Source organism: Paraglaciecola aquimarina, from assembly GCF_032464635.1.
In the GTDB taxonomy this organism is placed as follows: domain Bacteria; phylum Pseudomonadota; class Gammaproteobacteria; order Enterobacterales; family Alteromonadaceae; genus Paraglaciecola; species Paraglaciecola aquimarina.
Genome location: NZ_JAWDIO010000002.1, coordinates 4,064,057 through 4,081,548 on the forward strand (window position 1 = coordinate 4,064,057; position 17,492 = coordinate 4,081,548).

A 17,492-nucleotide genomic window follows, 5' to 3' on the forward strand; every position below is an offset into this window, starting at 1 on the left:
CTATTATCATGCACCTGTATAAGGTTATGTTACTTGCCTGCCTTAGCTGTTTATCAGCTAAGGCGTTGGCGAAAAATAGTTTTATCGACGATTTACACTACATTAAACAGTTTGATTCGCCCATAATTCTAAAATCAGCAGATCAACAAAGCCAAATTGTGTTATCGGCGCAGCACCAAGGCAGAGTATTAACCAGCACAGCCACAGGTGTTAACGGGCTAAGTAATGCTTGGCTAGACAAAAATGCCCTGCAACAACAAACAGGTAATGTAGGGGGAGGACCGAACTTGGATTGCTCCTATAGGTTCTAAATTTTCATTGTTTTACCCAGTTGGTAAAGCAATCAATAATGAAAACTGGCGAGTCCCACCGGCACTTAATGCCAAAAATTATGATGTAATATCTGCCAATCCTGAGACGGTTCATTTTCGAACTAACTTAGCCCTCGTTAATTATCAAAACAGCCACTTTTCAGTCCAGCTAGACAGAACTATCACCCTACTCAGTCCTCAGCAAATAAGTCGACAGTTAAGCATCGAACTACCCACATCAGTCAATCAGGTGGCTTATCGCTCGCATACAAGCTTAACTAATTTGGGAGAAGACTGGCGACCAGAAAAAGGCCTGATCACCCTTTGGTCTATGGCAATGTTACAAGGTACCGATGACAGTGTTTCCATGTTTGTCATTGCTCCTGAGCAAGGGCCCGTACAGAGTTACTTATACCCCTTATATGCAGACAGACTGATCAGCAGAAATCACTTAGTATTTTTTAAAACCGATGGAAAATACCGCAGCAAAATAGGTATTCCTGCTGATATTAGTGGCGACTTGATTTTATCCTATTCGCCCAGCTTAGCAAAATTGACAGTGCTCAAAATAACGATTGACCAAGATGGCAGATACCCTATATCTCTAGAAAAACTGTACACAAAACAGGCTAAAGGGGATGTCACTAATGCCTACAATCATGGCAATATGGATGGCAGTTTATTAGCCAAGTCGGCGTTTTATGAATTGGAAAGTGCCGCGCCCATGTTAGCGCTAAAAACCAACCAATCCGTCAGTCATACTCAACAGGTGTTTCATTTTGTTGGCAATAGCAAACAACTGGACGCGATCTCTCAGCAATTAGTTGGTATCAACGTTAGCGACACCAACACACTATTTAAATCTGAATAAGGAACAACTAAACAATGTGGTATGTCATTTACAGTGAAGATGTTGAAAACAGTTTACCAATGCGTAAAGAGGCACGACCTGCACATTTGGCAAGATTACAAGAATTAACTGACAAAGGCCGTTTGTTAGTAGCAGGCCCTTGCCCAGCTATTGATAGTGAAGATCCAGGCGAAGCTGGTTTCACTGGCTCGCTAGTAATAGCAGATTTTAACAGTCTACAACACGCCCAAGAGTGGGCCGATGCAGATCCATACATTGCTGCTGGCGTTTACAAAAAAGTCGTAGTCAAGCCCTATAAAAAGGTCCTTCCCTAACCTCTAAGGTAGTGAATCGATGACCATTACGGCATATGTAAAACAGTGACGGATTCAAAAACAGTCATTGGCACAACCCAAAGCGGCGCAACGAACGCCTTTTTGTGGCTAGAGTTAATCGCGCTATTTTTGCTTACCCCTGTTGTTTTGGCTTGGCATATCCATATCGCAATAAAACTCTGTTGTGTTGTAGTCGCGCTTACCTATTGTGTGGTGATAAGTCGTCGCCAAGGCTTATTTGTTCGAGCCAGTTTAATTGGTACAAAATGGCATTACTTTACTCAAGGTATGGCACTTCGCTTAATCGCGTTTATGGTCATATCAACCATGCTCATTGGCTATTTTTTACCGGAAGCACTATTTTCAGTAGTGCGAAAAAATCCGTTAATGTGGGTAGCTGTCAGCATATTTTATGCACTATTTTCAGTTTACCCACAAGAGTTTGTATACCGAGTGTTTTTCTTTAAGCGCTACCAAAATTTAGTGTCGAATCCCTATCTATTTACCTTTGTCAACGCTTGCTTGTTTAGCCTCGCCCATTCTTTTTAATGAATAACTTAGTGTTTGTATTAACCTTTGCTGGCGGTATTTTATTTGCCTTAAATTACAAAAAGAGTCAGTCTTTAGTTGCCGTGAGTATTGAACACAGCGCCTATGGACTATGGTTGTTTACTGTAGGCTTAGGTCAGCAACTAGCCTTTCCAAGTGGATAATTATGTATCAACCTAACATAGAAAACCTGATGCCAGCCATTGAATTAAGCGCCATGCGCGCCCAAGGAGCAGGTGGCCAGAACGTCAACAAAGTATCCAGTGCGATACATCTTAGATTCGATATTCGCTCGGCCGCTATCCCCGAATACGTCAAACAAAAGCTCCTATCAGGTGCAGACAAACGCGTTACCCAAGACGGTATTTTGATAATCAAAGCACAGAGCCATCGAACCCAAGAGATGAATAAACAAGATGCCTTAACACGCTTAAGTTTACTCTTACAAGAAGCCGGCAAACTCCAAAAAGCACGCCGTGCAACCAAACCCACCAAGAGCTCACAACAGAAACGGGTCGACAGTAAAGTTAAATCAGGCAGGACCAAAGCGTTACGTAAAAAAGTCGATTACTAAGCGCTATTCACCCAGCTAAAGTTAGATTCACAGTGGAAGCAAAAACGAACATTTTTAACAACCCGTATTGGGGTAACTCGGTAGATTCAAGTTAATCAAGATTCAATTCAGCTAAAGTTCAGTCTCAGATGAATAATATAAGTCTCACTTATTACAGGAGTGTTCTTATGAAACCTTTTATCACCGTTGCAGTTGCTTTATTGTTAATCTCCCCTTTTGCTAGTGCAAACTATCAGCCACCTCATTACAAAGCTAGAGTCGTAAATATCACGCCAGTGTATGAGTACATACTAGTAAACAGACATCATCCTCGTTCGACAGTCATAGTCAATAAGCGTCATAATTGTGCCGCGATAGGCTCTATTATTGGTGGCAGTCTGGGTCATATGGTGAGTGATAAGAAACACAAAATAGTGGGCACCATTGCGGGGGCAATAATGGGTGGCGCGATTGGCCACAAAATAGACAACACGAACAGACAGGACAGGTATACTGTTGTTAATCCACGCCAACCAACACTTAGCAAACAAAGAGTCTTGCGAGGTTACAAGGTGAGTTACAAGGTAAAAGGCAGGACTTACCAAACCTTTAGTAAAACAAAACCGAATAAATATATTCGCATTTATCACTAACAGAAAATGTCGTCCTCAATCAATTCATTGACTAGTTTAAGTACATTTAAGTCCTGTATTGATTGAGGTAAACTATCAAAATATTCACCGTCCATTAGAGCAAAATGTTGAAAATACCTACTTTTGTCAGACTGATTACCATTGGTTTATTTAGCTTAATCGTTAGCTCGACGAGTGTCGCAGTGGAGCAATCTAAAACAGACACAATAAATAAAACTCAAGCCGCGAAAAGAGCTCAGCAGAAAGTATCAGGCCGTGTATTAAAAGTCGATCAAAGTAAAAGCACATACCGCGTCAAAGTGCTGCAGAAATCTGGAAGAGTTGTATCTGTCGACGTCGATAAGAAGTCTGGGAAAGTGACTCAACAAGGAGCCAAAAAATAGTATGCGAATTTTAGTTGTCGAAGATGATAGCCGCCTATTAACGCAATTAGACGCACTACTGCAAGCCAATGGCTACAGTGTAGACTTAGCCGACGACGGTGAGAAAGCGTTATTTTTATTAGCAGAGCATCCTTATGACTTAGCCATAATTGATATTGGCTTGCCAATAATAGATGGCTTTGAAGTCATCCAAAAAGCCCGTAAAAATGACCTTACCTGCCCTATTCTAATTCTAACCGCCAGAGACAGATGGCAAGAGAAAGTAGAAGGGCTAGACGCAGGCGCCGATGACTATCTGACGAAGCCGTTTCATAACGAGGAACTATTAGCCCGCGTGAAAGCCCTGATCCGCAGAGCCGCAGGTAAAGCACATCCGGTCATTGAAAAAGGTCCGATTAGCCTCGATACTTTAAGTGAAGAAGTCAGCATTAATGGTGCCTACATTGAACTCACCGCATATGAATATAAAGTGCTAGAGTACCTTTTGCTTAACCCGCAAAAAGTGGTTTCTAAAACAGAGTTGACAGAACACATTTACGACCAAGATTTTGATTTAGACAGCAATGTCATCGAAGTATTTGTCGGTCGCCTTCGTAAAAAAATTGATCCCGATGGCAAGATAAACCCAATAGAAACTCTGCGTGGCCGAGGTTATCGAATAAACAGAGCACTTTGAAGAGATGCAAAACCTTTCGTTACGCCTAAGAACGTTTGCAGCTGCCTTGCTCACATTGCTGATATTTATTCCGTTGGCTGCCTTTACCTTAGAAAAAGCTTTTAACAGTAGTTTGACCCAATCAATGTTGCAGCAACTCAGAGTGCAAAGCTTAAGTTTAATTTCTGAATTTGAGTTTGAAAACGGCAAAGTTGTGATGCCTGAACAACTGTACAACGACCAATTTAATTTGCCCGACTCTGGCCTATATGCCTTTATCCAAAGTGAAAAAGGGATTTTGTGGCAATCGTTATCCACTTTACATTGGCAGACGGCACCCACACTTAGCCGCCCCAATACAGGGGATGAACTATTTATTGAGCACTTTGATTTTAACGATGACTATTTCATTTATGCCTACACCGCCGAATTTGACAATGTGGACGATTACCAAGCGGTCAGTTTTACTATTCTGCAAGACAAAGCAATATTTAACGCTGAAAAACAAAAGTTCGCCAACACCCTGTGGAAGTGGCTAGCCTTAATGGCTATTTTATTGTTATTGCTATTGTTGATAAGTCTCAATGCCGCATTATTACCCATAAGTAAATTAAACAGGCAAATAGTTCAAGCTGAAAAAGGTCAACTAAAACGCATAGATCAGACTTATCCACCGGAACTTGAAACCCTGAAAACCAGCATAAACCACCTACTTGATTCCGAAGAGCAGCAACGAAGTCGTTACAAAAATAGCTTAAGTGATTTGGCCCATAGCTTAAAAACGCCCTTGGCAGTACTTTCGGGAAACAGCCAATTACCGCACGACGCTAAAGAGCCTATCCAGCAAATTGATCAGCAAATACAAAGGCAACTCAAAAGGGCCGCAGCGGGCGCTTCCAGCGCATTTGAAAGTGCAGTAGAAATCAAACCATTAGTCGAAAAATTGCTTAACGCCATGGCTAAAGTATACCTAGACAAAAATATCACGCTTCACTTTGAACAGCATCAGCACAGCATTTATCTACAAGCAGACACCACGGACGTGATGGAGATATTAGGAAACCTAGTCGATAACGCTTGTAAAGCGGCCAAACAAAAAGTGTTAGTTAGCACCTTTTCCATGTCGAATAAAATTGCCATTAGTGTTGAAGACGATGGTGCCGGAATTCCCGCCGACCAACGACAAGCGCTACTCAAAAGGGGCACCCGATTAGACAGCTACAAAGAGGGACAAGGTATTGGTATGGCAGTGGTCTCTGATTTAGTCGCAGCTTATCAAGGAAAGCTTGAAATTGATAAGAGTGAGTTGGGCGGAGCAAGAATCACCATCAGTTTTACTGTACCAACGCCAATAAATAAATGTACGCGCAGTGGGAATGTCCCAGCAGATTTTGCAACACGTTAACGGTATTTGAAAGGGCGTTATCGAGAGGTTCGGCTTATCCAGGATCCAGCTTAGTTACCAATGTGAATTGATATAATTCAATGGAATTGGCATTACTAACGGTTCGCAAAAAATCAATTAAAAACGCTAAAATATAGTATTTTTCGCTAAATACAACAGGATAGATTTTAGTAGATCATTGAATTCAATAGGTATTTTAAATGGCATGGTTAGTGCTTTTAACATTAAAGTTGAATACACGTTATATAAATTGATAGGAACCATTATGGCCGTAATTCTGGAAGATCGCCCCATCGAAAAAGTTCGTGAAGAAGTAATTGATACCCTAATTTATAATTACAGCCACGGGATCATTTCAGACCAAGCTTTTGAACGCCGACTAGATCAAGCGATGGAAAGCTCAAACCATCAACAAATTGTCGACTTAGCCAGAGATTTAGAGCAGCCTAAAGACACACAATACTCGGCCGAAAAAGAGCGTCAGTTCAACGTTAATTATTCACCCTCTACCTCTGACGAAACCGACACCATAGTCAATGTGCTAGGAGGCTCAACGCGCAGTGGTCAATGGAGTGTGCCTAAAGAGGTACGCATCATTACTATTCTAGGAGGGGCAGATATAGACTTTACTGACGCAATTTTTACTACGCCCAACGTAAGAGTACGGATATTTTGTTTACTCGGCGGAAATGACTTTTCGGTGCCAGAAAACGTCAACGTAGTTTCTAAGGCCTTTTGCGTATTGGGCGGCATTGACAACACGGCACCTTCTATTGCGTCTCGTCAAGCTCCTACCATTATTATCGAAGGATTTGTACTTTTGGGTGGCGTCGACATCAAAGTAAAACGCACTATCAAAGAAAAGTTTGTCGCTTTCGCTAACCAAATGAAAAGCATGTTTAATGATAAAACATAAAGCACCCAAGTTTGCCTCAGGTGCAGGTCAAACTAATTCAAGAAACTGTGCCACAAGTTCCAAACTTGAGTTTGATCATCACTGACCAATTCGTCGTTGGCAAAGGCTTGGCTCAAACTTGTGTGCATTAACTGATCTAACTGGCTGACTTTTGTCATATGCTGCACTTGACTTTGCCCTGCCATGACCGCGAAATGTCCTTGCAAATAACTGGCAATAAACAGTTCTTGATCACTGCCGTGTTCTACAACTGAATCTAAGTGTTTCTCTACCTTGTCAATAAACAACGTTAACTCAGGCTGCTCAATGGTTTCTAACAAAATATCTCCTAATTCTTGGCTTGTGCAATTGGTATTAGACTCTTACCCAGAGCATATTATATTAATTCCGTTTTATGTGAAATCTGCAACCGGATACAAAACTTGGTCACGATATCCGGTCACAACCGTCATTAATCCGGCTAGATTTTGATCCATAATTTTGTCTCCAGAGTCGACAATCAACGGTCGGCCTTGTAAGCCTGTTAATTTACTTTTAGTCGCCACTAACACGATATTCTCCTTGCCAAGTGCCGTTAAAAATTCAGGACTTAATTGTTGATTACCACGACCTAAAATATGACCTTGACCGCCAATTAAGGTGATAACAAGCTTACAATTTTGGCCTCGAGTAATTTGCAACAATTGTTCTGCCGTCACATCCTTGGCAATAAGTTGTTGATCTAAAAGAATATCAACACCGAGCAAGGTATTTTCGAGTTGCAGCTCTTGCATAACATAGTCGACAGTTGAACCCGAGCCCATTACAAACAGGCATGTAGGATTGTCTTCCATCAATTCAACAACATGAGCGGCGATATCGGCCAGCACTAATTCATCGGACTCTTTGCCGCCCATTTTAACCCCTTGGATGTAGGCTAGTTCAGTGGGTACATGCATTTCGCCGTAGTATTTAGCGCTGACTTTCCCTTGACGAAATAACGCTTCATCAATATCCATTACATCGCCCGTGTTGACGCTAACAATTTCCCCCTTCAGTACCTTTTCTAATACTCTGCCTGTTGCTTGAGGCGTCACAGCAAACACGCCGGAATGGATCTTACAGCCAGCGGGTATGCCCAGCACCGGTATTGACTGAGCGATGATATTGCAAACATTTCTAGCGGTGCCATCACCGCCAACAAACAACACTAAGTCCACTGAATGCTCTATCAGAGCCTGTGCTGTAGACTCGGTATCATCACTTTCGGTTTGTAATTTCGAAGCATGATAAACCACGGTATAGTCGAACCCCATCTGTGCAATAAGATCTTCCCCCATTTCACCGGCGGCGATATAAAAATGAACAAGATGTTTAATTGGTAGAATAAGCTGTAACCCAAGGCGTGTTTTATCAAGAGCCTTTTTCTCAGCCCCTAGTGCCATCGCTCGCTCTCGAATGTCGCGGCCGTCACTACCTTTTAAGGCCAATGCCCCGCCAATGCCAGCATAAGGATTAATAATTAGACCTAGTTTAAACATTCGTTATCGACTCTCTCTTTTCAGTCAAGTCAAAGCTAGCGACTGACAACTCACTAGTTTGATAAAAGTCTCTCAGTACCTGAATAAAACAGCCTGCTCGTGCTGGAAAACCATTTCTTAGGTAAACCAGCGCTTGCTCACGCACCGCGATTTGAAATGCCTTTCTATCAACCGGCGCACCATTTAAGTTATCTGTACTCACTTGAAAAGGTTTATTTGCAGCACAACAAAATGCCCACTCAATAGCTTGAGGTTTAACTTCTACTTTCTCAAACTCCGCTTGTTCTGCTTCACTACGCCCATCAGGACAATACCAATAACCGTAATCTTCTAGCAAACGCCTTTCCTTACCGGCAATACACCAGTGGGCAATTTCATGTAAAGCGCTGGCAAAATAACCATGGGCGAAAATAATGCGATGTTTGCCGTGAGACGTCTCGGCTGGAATATAAATAGGTTCATCCTGCCCTTTCATGAGTAGCGTATTTTCAGTGTCGCCGAAGGCTTGATTAAAGAGGGATATCAAATCCTGATATTTGTGAAGTTGCGACATGTTACTACTCGAAATCGACCTTTGCCGAATATAAAAAACGGGCTTTTAAGACTTTATGGAACCAAACCCAATAATACCATGGCAGCTAGATACAATACCATTGCATCTTAAATTTTGGCTACTCAAAATACGCTCAGGCTCTGCTTACTAGGGTTTACACTCAGCTCGCTGTCACTGAAAATAACAGGGCCTAGGCGTTAATTTTCCCCTTAATTATGCGCCTTGCCATGCTCGTTTACACTACCGCTGATTGAATACATATTAGGACTCAATGACAAAAGACTATTGTGTTCGCTACGAGTTTACGCCAAGCTTAGGGCTATTATTATTTAACCTGAGTTGTGGATAAGAAGTATCGCTTAAGTTAAGCAATATCGATATCATTCAATGGCTTAATATATTTTTGTTTAAATAACCTCAGCTAAATGTTACTCGCTAACGAAATTTTTCGTGGATCGTGTATAACAAGGCGGGTTGTTGTATGTCATAACGTGTTATTGCTAAACAATCCAACACCGCTAGATACAAAAAGAGCGTTATCCTGATGTTCTGGCTTATCCAGGATTCAGGTTAATTACTATACATTACCGTGCCGTACGTGGAAAATAACAGTAAAAACATCAACTTGTATTACAGTATATATATCAGACAATCATGACTTGGCTTTACCCTAACCCGTTCATAAAAACATGGCGTATTGAGGCAAAACATATTGACCATTATCAGCACGTCAATAATGTTGCCTATGTCACACAACTAGAAACCACTTCATGGGCCCACTCCAACCAGTTGGGGCTAACTATCGAACAATATCAAGGGATCGATAGAGGGATGGTCATTAGCCAACACCAGATAAATTACCTAGCCGCGGCCCACTATGGCGACGTCATTGATTGTGCAACCTGGATCACCCAATGTGATAAAAAATTAAAACTCACTAGGCAATTTCAGTTTATTCGAACAGCCGATCAAAAGACCTTACTTACAGCGCAAACAGACTTTATTTGTATTGTCCTTTCGTCAGGAAAACCTACTCGCATGCCAGCGCTTTTTGCTGACACCTATAGCGCCGCCCTCACCTTGACGTCATGACATGAGCCAAAGCAGGTCTCTACCCATAGGGAGATTGCAGCCCACAAGCAGATTCGTTAAGGTTAATTGTAGGATCCTTAACGAAGATACGTAACCACCAATGAAAAAATGGCTAGTTGTACTGACTGCGCTCTGCGTTTGCTCGATCTCCCTCAATATTTATTTATTGAGGCAAGGCAATATTCAGCAAGAGCTTGAGTTAACCCCTCCCATAAAACGTACTGCTTCCCTCAGCGCTACCAACATCGCACCAGCATTGGCTAGCACAGAGCCACTTTCAAAGCCCAATCATCGAGTAAGCGCAGGAAACGCCCTGCAACAAATTACCCAACTCAACCGTGACGATACGCTAGCACAAGCAAATCAGTTATTCGCCGAAAAGCGCTATCACGAACTGAGCGCTTTACTAACCACATACTTAAAACTATATCCTCAAGATATGGACTTTTTACTGCTGGAAGCTAAGGTAAAAGTCGAAACCGGTTTACTTAGCGACGCGCTAGCTCACTATTACACTCTGCTACGTTACCCTATGACCGCAACACAACAGGCTGAAATTGAAAACATCATTTCTAATACTAGCAGCAACACTATTGAACAACTGCAAACAACATATTCTAGGGAAGTGTTAGCCAAGTTTGTTGAACCTTTATTACAAATTGATCCCGAAAATAGATTGTACATAGTGTCATTAGCAAGAGCCTATGCAGAGCAATTTCAAGGTATGTTAATGGAAAATATTCTGGCCAGTTTGCCCTTTGAAGATCCGTCAGCCATGGCTATAAGGCACATTCTAGACTCGCAACAAGACACCTCTGAACAGAACATAACGCAAAAAGAGAGTGTTTTACCTCCTGTTGCTGATTACAGAGAAATAGCCTTACAACAGGTTGGCGATCAATATGTGGTCAATGCAGAACTTTCAAACAATCACCTTCAATTGCTGATAGATACTGGCGCGTCAATCACCGCAATTTCTAAACAATATTTCGCTAGCTTATCGAGCAGATTTAAAAAAATCCCATTGGTCGCTTTAACATAAACACGGCCAACGGTACCGTACTCGCCCCCATGTACAGATTTAGTGAACTTAAAATTGAACATGCTGTTGTACAGAATATATCGGTTGTGGTGTTACCTATGAGTAACTTGCACCATGCTGATGGTTTATTGGGAATGAATTTTCTAAGAGAGTTTGACTTTAAGCTAGAGCAGGATCGTGCCGTATTGGCAATCGAATAATCCCCCAGCAGTCATGCTAACGCAGGGCCTAAAAATAACGTATTTCGATATATCTATCGCCCCAAATACTGATCAATCAAAGTAGACAATTTGTCTTGTAAATGGTCTTCAAAATCATCGAGTTCTTTGCCAAATACCCGTAGATACTTCTCAGCTTTATTATGATCAAGCTTTTTGTTGTTCGTTTTGTATTCGGTCTCATCTAAGGATTTATCATATCTGGGGGTTATTACCCAGCGCACAAAATCTGAGTCGAGTTTTGCTACGGCTTTTTTTGCATATTTGCAAAATCCCTCAATGTGTTCAACGCCATCAGGGCCCAAACAACCGGGCTCTACTCTAAATGTCACAGTGAGCTTTTTGTACAATGGTAGGGGTAGCTCTAAACTCATATTGTTCGAACCTTATGCCTTAAATTCAACACAGATTAAATAGTACTTAAAAGGCGCTAAAAAAGAAATGCAGTTGAGCATAAAAATGCCCTTTTGCCTATATAGGAAAAGATGACAGGTCTAATAAGGGGGCGAAACATTGTGGGTTAAAAAAATAGCCGTATTCCACAGCTTATACCAAGGTATTATCAACCCTATGGCCTGACAAAGAGTCAGGCCTTAAGGTTTTAGCCATATTACTTAGCTACTAACTACTTAGCCGCGCGAGCTTCTAACATGGCAACAGCTGGTAGAACTTTGCCTTCAACAAACTCTAAGAAAGCACCGCCACCTGTTGAGATATAAGAAACTTGGTCTTCTAATCCCCACTTATCGATTGCCGCTAATGTATCGCCGCCACCAGCAATTGAGAAGGCATCACTTTCAGCTATAGCTCGCGCCACTACCTCAGTACCTTTTGAGAAATTATCAAACTCAAATACACCACATGGGCCATTCCAAAGAATGGTTTTTGCGTTACGCAAAATCGCAGCAACGTTTTCAGCAGTTTGAGGGCCGTAATCCATAATTTCTTCATCGTCTTGTACATCACTTGCGGCTTTTACAACCGCAGGCTCTTGATCTGAGAAGTTTTTGCCTACACGCACATCCACGGTTTCTGGAATATCTAGCGACCCCATTAAACGTTTCGCTTCTGGGATCAAGTCTTTTTCATACAAAGATAAACCAACGTTATTGCCACGAGCAGCAACGAAAGTATTCGAAATACCGCCGCCTACCACCAATTGGTCAGCAATTTTAGAAAGGGCGTCTAGCACAGTTAACTTGGTCGATACTTTTGAACCACCAACAATCGCCACTAATGGACGCTCTGGGTTATTTAGGGCTTTGCCAAGAGCGGCCAATTCACCTGCCAATAAAGGACCCGCACAAGCGATAGGCGCATGTACACCCACACCATGAGTAGACGCTTGGGCACGGTGAGCTGTACCAAAGGCATCCATTACATATATGTCACATAAAGCAGCATATTGCTTAGCTAAGGTTTCATCATCTGCTTTTTCGCCTTTGTTAAAACGTACGTTTTCGAGTACCACAACTTCACCGGCATTCACATCTACGCCAGCTAAATAGTCTTTTTCTAAGCGTACCGTTAAATCTGTGTTTTCTTGCAAGTACTTCACAACCGGTAATAAAGAAAACTCTTCAGCATATTCGCCTTCAGTTGGGCGGCCTAAATGCGACATGACCATCACTTTTGCACCGGCAGCTACTGCGGCTTTAATAGTGGGTAAAGAGGCTCGAATACGGGCATCAGAAGTGACCACTCCGTCTTTAACGGGTACGTTTAAGTCTTCACGAATGAGTACTCTTTTTCCCGCTAATGCTAGATCTGACATATTGATAACAGACATAATTTATCCTTAATGATGATTTATAAAAGTTGATTAATTAATTTATTCGCTATGATAAGCACGATACATTGCGCGGCAGGTGTCTAACATTCTATTGGCAAACCCCCACTCGTTATCACACCAAACTAAAGTTTTTACTAATTGCCTATGACTCACTCGGGTTTGCGTCCCATCCACAATACAAGAATGCGGATCATGGTTAAAATCACAAGACACTAAAGGTATTTCAGTGTAATCAAGCAAACCATTTAAGCTGCCAAGTTTAGCGGCTTTGAGCGCTTGGTTAACACCAGCGATATTCGTTTCGGAATTTAACGTCACGCTTAAATCCATAGCAGTCACATTAATGGTCGGTACACGCACTGCTATGGCTTCAAATTTGCCAGCAAATTTCGGCAATATTCGTTCTATACCCGCTGCGAGTTTAGTATCTACCGGAATGATAGATTGGCTTGCGGCCCGAGTACGGCGCAAATCTGGATGATAAGCATCGATGACTTGCTGGTCATGCATAGACGAATGGATGGTTGTTATCGTGCCGCTATTGACCCCGAAAGCCTGATCCAAGGTTTGAATAATCGGCACAATACAATTAGTTGTGCATGAGCCATTAGATACTATTTTGTGCTGACTAGTCAAAATGTGCTCATTGATACCATAAATAATAGTCGCATCTACATCTGGACTAGCGGGCTCAGCAAACAATACCTGTTTTGCTCCCTGCTCTACATGTACTTGCCCCCATTTACGCTCACCAAACACCCCAGTACATTCCAGCACTATATCGACATTATATTTTTGCCAATTTATATTTTTTATTTCTGACTGGTGTAATAAAGCGATATCGTCTTCATCGACATTTAAATACTGCTCGTGTGAATTCAGTACTCTTAAACTAACCGAAGATGCAAATCGACCATGAGAAGTATCGTATTTTAAAAGATGGGCCATACCTTCAGGGGAAGCTACTTCGTTTATTGCCACCACTTTTATAATGTGATTCTGACCGCTTTCATAAAGCGCGCGCAGGACGTTTCTGCCAATACGACCAAAACCATTTATTGCAATACGAATCATGTCATCCTAATTGTGATTTACAAAGGTTAGTTAAACAGAAAAAAATAGGGCGCTAAAAAGCGCCCTATTCTATCGTTTCTTGAGGTTAACCGAAAGCATGCAGCTTCGGAAAAACTCAATTATATTTCGCTGAATTATAAACCTTTGGCTGCTTCAACGACTGCATCAGCAGTAATACCGAAGTGTTTAAGTAACTCGCCACCCGGTGCAGACTCACCGAATGTAGTCATACCCACTACCGCGCCATTAAAGCCAACATATTTGTACCAGTAGTCAACATGAGCCGCTTCAACTGCTACACGCTTAGTAATAGCCGCAGGCAATACTGCTTCTTTGTACCCTGCATCTTGTCTATCAAATACAGAAGTAGAAGGCATAGATACAACCCGTGCGGCAATACCTTGAGAGGCTAGTTGCTCCGCTGCTTCTACACTTATTCCTACTTCAGAACCTGTGGCGATAATGATCACGTCTGGGGTGCCAGCAGTATCTTTTAAGATATAACCACCACGAGCAATGTCTTTAAGTTGCGCCGCATCACGGGCTTGAGCTGGTAAACCTTGGCGACTGAAAACTAACGAAGAAGGACCTTCTTTGCGCTCTAATGCAAATTTCCAAGCGGTAGCTGTCTCAGCGGCATCACATGGGCGCCACGTGTCCATATTTGGCGTTAGACGTAAATTTGCCACTTGCTCGATAGGCTGGTGAGTAGGCCCATCTTCACCTTGACCAATAGAGTCGTGTGTATACACCTGAATATTTGGGATCCCCATCAAAGCAGACATTCTTAGAGCATTTCGAGCATACTCCATGAACATTAAGAAAGTCGCACCGTAAGGACGGAATCCACCGTGCAAGCCGATACCGTTCATAATGGCAGTCATACCAAACTCACGAACACCGTAATAAACGTAGTTACCGCTGGCATCGTCAGCCGTTAAACCTTTAGCACCAGACCATAAAGTTAAATTAGAACCAGCCAAGTCAGCTGAACCGCCTAATACTTCCGGTAAAATGCTAGCGAAGGCTTCGATAGAGTTTTGTGAGGCTTTACGGCTAGCAATGTTCTCTGACTTATCTTGACACTGTTGGATGAAGGCATCGGCCTTAGCAGAGAAATCCGCCGGCAAATCACCTGCTATACGACGTTTGTATTCGGCAGCTAATTCAGGGAAAGCTGCAGCATAAGCATCAAATTTAGCATTCCACTCTTGCTCTTTAGCTGAACCCGCTTCTTTAGCATCCCATCCAGCATACACGTCTGCTGGTATGTCAAATGGAGCATGTGGCCATTTCAAAAACTCACGCGCCGCAGCAATTTCTTCGTCGCCTAAAGGTGCACCGTGACAATCATGGCTACCTGACTTATTAGGTGAACCAAAGCCAATGATTGTTTTGCAACAAATCATAGTAGGTTTATCAGTTACCGATTTTGCTTCAGCAATCGCTGCAGCAATTGCATCAGCATTATGACCGTCGACATCAGCAATAACATGCCAACCATACGCTTCAAAACGAGCAGGAGTATTGTCGGTAAACCAACCTTCTACTTCACCGTCGATAGAAATACCGTTATCATCCCAAAAAGCGATTAGCTTACCTAAACCTAGCGTTCCTGCTAATGAACACGCTTCGTGAGACACACCTTCCATCAAACACCCATCGCCTAAAAAGCTATAAGTGTAGTGATCAACTATGTCATGACCTGGTTTGTTAAACTGCGCGGCTAAGGTTTTTTCCGCTATAGCCATACCAACAGCGTTGGCAATACCTTGTCCTAAAGGACCTGTTGTGGTTTCAACACCAGCGGTGTAGCCATACTCTGGATGACCAGGCGTTTTTGAATGCAATTGTCTAAACTGCGCCAATTCTTCGATGGGTAGTGCGTAACCCGATAAATGTAACAACGAATAAATCAGCATTGAACCATGACCATTTGATAAAACAAAACGGTCACGGTTAGCCCAATCTGGATTCGTTGGGTTATGGTTTAAAAAGTCACTCCATAAAACTTGAGCGATGTCGGCCATACCCATAGGTGCACCTGGGTGACCTGATTTGGCTTTTTGAACGGCATCCATACTTAATGCTCGAATGGCGTTGGCGAGTTCTTGACGTGAAGGCATGTTGTCTCCTGACTGATTCATAGGATATGGAAACTGCATTTATATAAGAATAAATACAATTTCCAAAAATAGTCCGTTATTCTGTATTAGCCAACGGTTAACTGCAATGCTAAAACGTTTATGAAAGGCCTTTTTTATATGACTTTTATTCACACCTTAGTCGATTTAAGTCGCTTCGAGTTTATTTGGAATATAGCCATTTAGACGTCTAGAAGTAAAGACTGGTATTTTTTCCAAAAGTTGCTAGAATAATGTTTTGGTAACATTTCAATCAAAGTTTTTTAAAGAGGCAAGCACATGACAGCACATCTTTTTACTTCTGAATCTGTATCCGAAGGGCATCCGGATAAAATAGCCGATCAAATATCTGATGCGGTACTAGACGCCATTTTAGCCCAAGATCCTCGAGCCCGTGTAGCTTGCGAAACTTTCGTAAAAACAGGAATGGTACTGGTAGGTGGCGAAGTCACCACTTCTGCTTGGGTCGACATTGAAGAAATTACTCGCAAAACGGTGCGAGAAATTGGTTACGTACATTCCGACATGGGCTTCGATGCCGACTCATGTGCTATTTTAAATGCGATTGGTAAACAATCTCCTGATATCAACCAAGGCGTAGATCGTAACTCCCCTGAAGAGCAAGGTGCCGGTGACCAAGGATTAATGTTTGGGTATGCGAGCAACGAAACCGACGTGTTAATGCCTGCACCAATCACTTATTCTCACAGATTGGTCAAGCGTCAAGCTGAAGTCCGTAAAAATGGCACTTTAGATTGGTTACGTCCGGATGCTAAGAGTCAGGTGACTTTTATTTATGAAGACGGCAAGCCAATTGGTGTAGACGCCATAGTATTATCAACCCAACATTGCGATTCAATTGGCACCGCCGATTTACGTGAAGCGGTGATGGAAGAAATTATTAAACCTGTTATGCCAGAAAAATGGCTAACCTCAAAAACCAAGTTTTTTATTAACCCTACTGGCCGCTTTGTAATTGGTGGACCAATGGGCGACTGCGGATTAACTGGTCGTAAAATTATTGTAGATACCTATGGCGGCATGGCTCGTCATGGTGGCGGTGCATTTTCTGGTAAAGATCCATCTAAAGTAGATAGATCTGCAGCTTACGCTGGACGATATGTCGCGAAAAATATTGTTGCCGCCGGTTTAGCAGATAAATGTGAAATACAAGTATCTTATGCCATAGGTGTGGCTGAACCAACGTCTATTAATGTAGATACCTTTGGCACCAGCAAAGTATCAGAAGCAAAGCTCATTGAGTTAGTTCGCAACAACTTTGAATTAAGACCTTACGGCTTAATACAAATGTTAGATCTTGAACGTCCAATTTATCAACCTACAGCGGCCTATGGTCACTTTGGTCGTGATGAATTTCCATGGGAAAAAACAGATTTAGCAGAGCAACTAAAAGCCAGTATTTAATCACCACAGATGGATCAAGCAA

Annotated in this window: 22 protein-coding genes; 15 read left to right on the top strand and 7 right to left on the bottom strand. The window is 42.2% G+C overall.

The features are described 5' to 3' along the window. Positions 1-8 precede the first annotated feature (8 nt). From RS130_RS20025 to RS130_RS20075, 11 genes are all read left to right on the top strand, one after another. Positions 9-311, top strand: a complete 303-nt coding sequence (locus RS130_RS20025) for a DUF6786 family protein (RefSeq protein ID WP_316027387.1) — start codon at positions 9-11, stop codon at positions 309-311. A 7-nt stretch (positions 312-318) separates the two neighbouring features. After that, on the top strand, positions 319-1,182 hold the full coding sequence (locus tag RS130_RS20030; protein ID WP_316027388.1) for a DUF6786 family protein: 864 nt from the start codon (positions 319-321) through the stop codon (positions 1,180-1,182). A 14-nt stretch (positions 1,183-1,196) separates the two neighbouring features. Continuing rightward, positions 1,197-1,496, top strand: coding sequence for a YciI family protein (locus tag RS130_RS20035; protein WP_316027389.1), 300 nt, complete (start codon positions 1,197-1,199; stop codon positions 1,494-1,496). A gap of 45 nt (positions 1,497-1,541) precedes the next feature. Then, a complete protein-coding gene (locus tag RS130_RS20040) occupies positions 1,542-2,045 on the top strand; it encodes a hypothetical protein (RefSeq protein WP_316027390.1) in 504 nt (167 codons plus the stop codon). Further along, positions 2,045-2,209 (top strand): hypothetical protein, encoded by a 165-nt coding sequence (locus tag RS130_RS20045; RefSeq protein WP_316027391.1) that lies wholly within the window; start codon positions 2,045-2,047, stop codon positions 2,207-2,209. Before RS130_RS20040 ends, RS130_RS20045 begins: the two co-directional genes overlap by 1 nt. Before the next feature lie 2 nt (positions 2,210-2,211). Continuing rightward, on the top strand, positions 2,212-2,619 hold the full coding sequence (gene arfB / locus RS130_RS20050; protein ID WP_316027392.1) for an alternative ribosome rescue aminoacyl-tRNA hydrolase ArfB: 408 nt from the start codon (positions 2,212-2,214) through the stop codon (positions 2,617-2,619). A 167-nt stretch (positions 2,620-2,786) separates the two neighbouring features. Beyond that, positions 2,787-3,251 (top strand): glycine zipper 2TM domain-containing protein, encoded by a 465-nt coding sequence (locus RS130_RS20055; protein ID WP_316027393.1) that lies wholly within the window; start codon positions 2,787-2,789, stop codon positions 3,249-3,251. Between the two features lie 104 nt (positions 3,252-3,355). After that, complete coding sequence (locus RS130_RS20060; RefSeq protein WP_428982814.1) at positions 3,356-3,634, top strand: PepSY domain-containing protein; 279 nt, start codon at positions 3,356-3,358, stop codon at positions 3,632-3,634. 1 nt (position 3,635) lies between these two features. Continuing rightward, positions 3,636-4,310: a response regulator transcription factor gene (locus RS130_RS20065; RefSeq protein WP_316027394.1), complete on the top strand. Its 675-nt coding sequence runs from the start codon at positions 3,636-3,638 to the stop codon at positions 4,308-4,310. Positions 4,311-4,314: 4 nt separating this feature from the next. Further along, entirely contained in the window at positions 4,315-5,694 is a 1,380-nt protein-coding gene (locus RS130_RS20070) for an ATP-binding protein (protein WP_316027395.1), read from the top strand. Between the two features lie 265 nt (positions 5,695-5,959). Then, positions 5,960-6,610 carry a DUF1707 and DUF2154 domain-containing protein gene (locus RS130_RS20075; RefSeq protein ID WP_316027396.1) on the top strand — a complete coding sequence of 217 codons (651 nt, stop codon included), beginning with the start codon at positions 5,960-5,962 and terminating at the stop codon, positions 6,608-6,610. 32 nt (positions 6,611-6,642) lie between these two features. Here the strand turns inward: RS130_RS20075 and RS130_RS20080 are convergent, their stop codons facing one another. From RS130_RS20080 to RS130_RS20090, 3 genes are all read right to left on the bottom strand, one after another. After that, positions 6,643-6,930, bottom strand: coding sequence for a YfcL family protein (locus RS130_RS20080; protein ID WP_316027397.1), 288 nt, complete (start codon positions 6,928-6,930; stop codon positions 6,643-6,645). A 72-nt stretch (positions 6,931-7,002) separates the two neighbouring features. Continuing rightward, entirely contained in the window at positions 7,003-8,130 is a 1,128-nt protein-coding gene (locus RS130_RS20085; RefSeq protein WP_316027398.1) for an ATP-NAD kinase family protein, read from the bottom strand. Continuing rightward, positions 8,123-8,683 carry an elongation factor P hydroxylase gene (locus RS130_RS20090; protein ID WP_316027399.1) on the bottom strand — a complete coding sequence of 187 codons (561 nt, stop codon included), beginning with the start codon at positions 8,681-8,683 and terminating at the stop codon, positions 8,123-8,125. Before RS130_RS20090 ends, RS130_RS20085 begins: the two co-directional genes overlap by 8 nt. Before the next feature lie 654 nt (positions 8,684-9,337). On the opposite strand from RS130_RS20090, the gene RS130_RS20095 reads away from it, so the two are divergent. The 3 genes from RS130_RS20095 (at position 9,338) to RS130_RS20105 (ending at position 11,017) form a co-directional block, all read left to right on the top strand. Beyond that, complete coding sequence (locus tag RS130_RS20095; protein ID WP_316027400.1) at positions 9,338-9,775, top strand: acyl-CoA thioesterase; 438 nt, start codon at positions 9,338-9,340, stop codon at positions 9,773-9,775. 100 nt (positions 9,776-9,875) lie between these two features. Then, entirely contained in the window at positions 9,876-10,817 is a 942-nt protein-coding gene (locus RS130_RS20100; protein WP_316027401.1) for a hypothetical protein, read from the top strand. A gap of 29 nt (positions 10,818-10,846) precedes the next feature. Further along, positions 10,847-11,017 carry a hypothetical protein gene (locus tag RS130_RS20105; protein ID WP_316027402.1) on the top strand — a complete coding sequence of 57 codons (171 nt, stop codon included), beginning with the start codon at positions 10,847-10,849 and terminating at the stop codon, positions 11,015-11,017. Between the two features lie 53 nt (positions 11,018-11,070). On the opposite strand, the gene RS130_RS20110 is transcribed toward RS130_RS20105, so the two are convergent. From RS130_RS20110 to tkt, 4 genes are all read right to left on the bottom strand, one after another. Beyond that, positions 11,071-11,409 carry a hypothetical protein gene (locus tag RS130_RS20110; protein ID WP_316027403.1) on the bottom strand — a complete coding sequence of 113 codons (339 nt, stop codon included), beginning with the start codon at positions 11,407-11,409 and terminating at the stop codon, positions 11,071-11,073. A gap of 251 nt (positions 11,410-11,660) precedes the next feature. Next, positions 11,661-12,824 carry a phosphoglycerate kinase gene (locus tag RS130_RS20115; RefSeq protein WP_316027404.1) on the bottom strand — a complete coding sequence of 388 codons (1,164 nt, stop codon included), beginning with the start codon at positions 12,822-12,824 and terminating at the stop codon, positions 11,661-11,663. A 42-nt stretch (positions 12,825-12,866) separates the two neighbouring features. Beyond that, positions 12,867-13,901: an erythrose-4-phosphate dehydrogenase gene (gene epd / locus RS130_RS20120; protein WP_316027405.1), complete on the bottom strand. Its 1,035-nt coding sequence runs from the start codon at positions 13,899-13,901 to the stop codon at positions 12,867-12,869. 134 nt (positions 13,902-14,035) lie between these two features. Continuing rightward, a complete protein-coding gene (gene tkt, locus RS130_RS20125; RefSeq protein ID WP_316027406.1) occupies positions 14,036-16,027 on the bottom strand; it encodes a transketolase in 1,992 nt (663 codons plus the stop codon). A 297-nt stretch (positions 16,028-16,324) separates the two neighbouring features. On the opposite strand from tkt, the gene metK reads away from it, so the two are divergent. Continuing rightward, positions 16,325-17,470 carry a methionine adenosyltransferase gene (gene metK, locus RS130_RS20130; RefSeq protein WP_316027407.1) on the top strand — a complete coding sequence of 382 codons (1,146 nt, stop codon included), beginning with the start codon at positions 16,325-16,327 and terminating at the stop codon, positions 17,468-17,470. Positions 17,471-17,492 lie beyond the last annotated feature (22 nt).

Excerpts from the sequence above, each read along its gene's own strand:
- RS130_RS20025 (WP_316027387.1), top strand. The coding sequence starts at position 9 with ATGCACCTGTATAAGGTTATGTTACTTGCCTGCCTTAGCTGTTTATCA.
- RS130_RS20035 (WP_316027389.1), top strand. The coding sequence starts at position 1,197 with ATGTGGTATGTCATTTACAGTGAAGATGTTGAAAACAGTTTACCAATG.
- RS130_RS20045 (WP_316027391.1), top strand. The coding sequence starts at position 2,045 with ATGAATAACTTAGTGTTTGTATTAACCTTTGCTGGCGGTATTTTATTT.
- arfB (WP_316027392.1), top strand. The coding sequence starts at position 2,212 with ATGTATCAACCTAACATAGAAAACCTGATGCCAGCCATTGAATTAAGC.
- RS130_RS20055 (WP_316027393.1), top strand. The coding sequence starts at position 2,787 with ATGAAACCTTTTATCACCGTTGCAGTTGCTTTATTGTTAATCTCCCCT.
- RS130_RS20060 (WP_428982814.1), top strand. The coding sequence starts at position 3,356 with ATGTTGAAAATACCTACTTTTGTCAGACTGATTACCATTGGTTTATTT.
- RS130_RS20065 (WP_316027394.1), top strand. The coding sequence starts at position 3,636 with ATGCGAATTTTAGTTGTCGAAGATGATAGCCGCCTATTAACGCAATTA.
- RS130_RS20070 (WP_316027395.1), top strand. The coding sequence starts at position 4,315 with ATGCAAAACCTTTCGTTACGCCTAAGAACGTTTGCAGCTGCCTTGCTC.
- RS130_RS20075 (WP_316027396.1), top strand. The coding sequence starts at position 5,960 with ATGGCCGTAATTCTGGAAGATCGCCCCATCGAAAAAGTTCGTGAAGAA.
- RS130_RS20085 (WP_316027398.1), bottom strand. The coding sequence starts at position 8,130 with ATGTTTAAACTAGGTCTAATTATTAATCCTTATGCTGGCATTGGCGGG.
- RS130_RS20090 (WP_316027399.1), bottom strand. The coding sequence starts at position 8,683 with ATGTCGCAACTTCACAAATATCAGGATTTGATATCCCTCTTTAATCAA.
- RS130_RS20095 (WP_316027400.1), top strand. The coding sequence starts at position 9,338 with ATGACTTGGCTTTACCCTAACCCGTTCATAAAAACATGGCGTATTGAG.
- RS130_RS20100 (WP_316027401.1), top strand. The coding sequence starts at position 9,876 with ATGAAAAAATGGCTAGTTGTACTGACTGCGCTCTGCGTTTGCTCGATC.
- RS130_RS20105 (WP_316027402.1), top strand. The coding sequence starts at position 10,847 with ATGTACAGATTTAGTGAACTTAAAATTGAACATGCTGTTGTACAGAAT.
- RS130_RS20110 (WP_316027403.1), bottom strand. The coding sequence starts at position 11,409 with ATGAGTTTAGAGCTACCCCTACCATTGTACAAAAAGCTCACTGTGACA.
- RS130_RS20115 (WP_316027404.1), bottom strand. The coding sequence starts at position 12,824 with ATGTCTGTTATCAATATGTCAGATCTAGCATTAGCGGGAAAAAGAGTA.
- epd (WP_316027405.1), bottom strand. The coding sequence starts at position 13,901 with ATGATTCGTATTGCAATAAATGGTTTTGGTCGTATTGGCAGAAACGTC.
- tkt (WP_316027406.1), bottom strand. The coding sequence starts at position 16,027 with ATGCCTTCACGTCAAGAACTCGCCAACGCCATTCGAGCATTAAGTATG.
- metK (WP_316027407.1), top strand. The coding sequence starts at position 16,325 with ATGACAGCACATCTTTTTACTTCTGAATCTGTATCCGAAGGGCATCCG.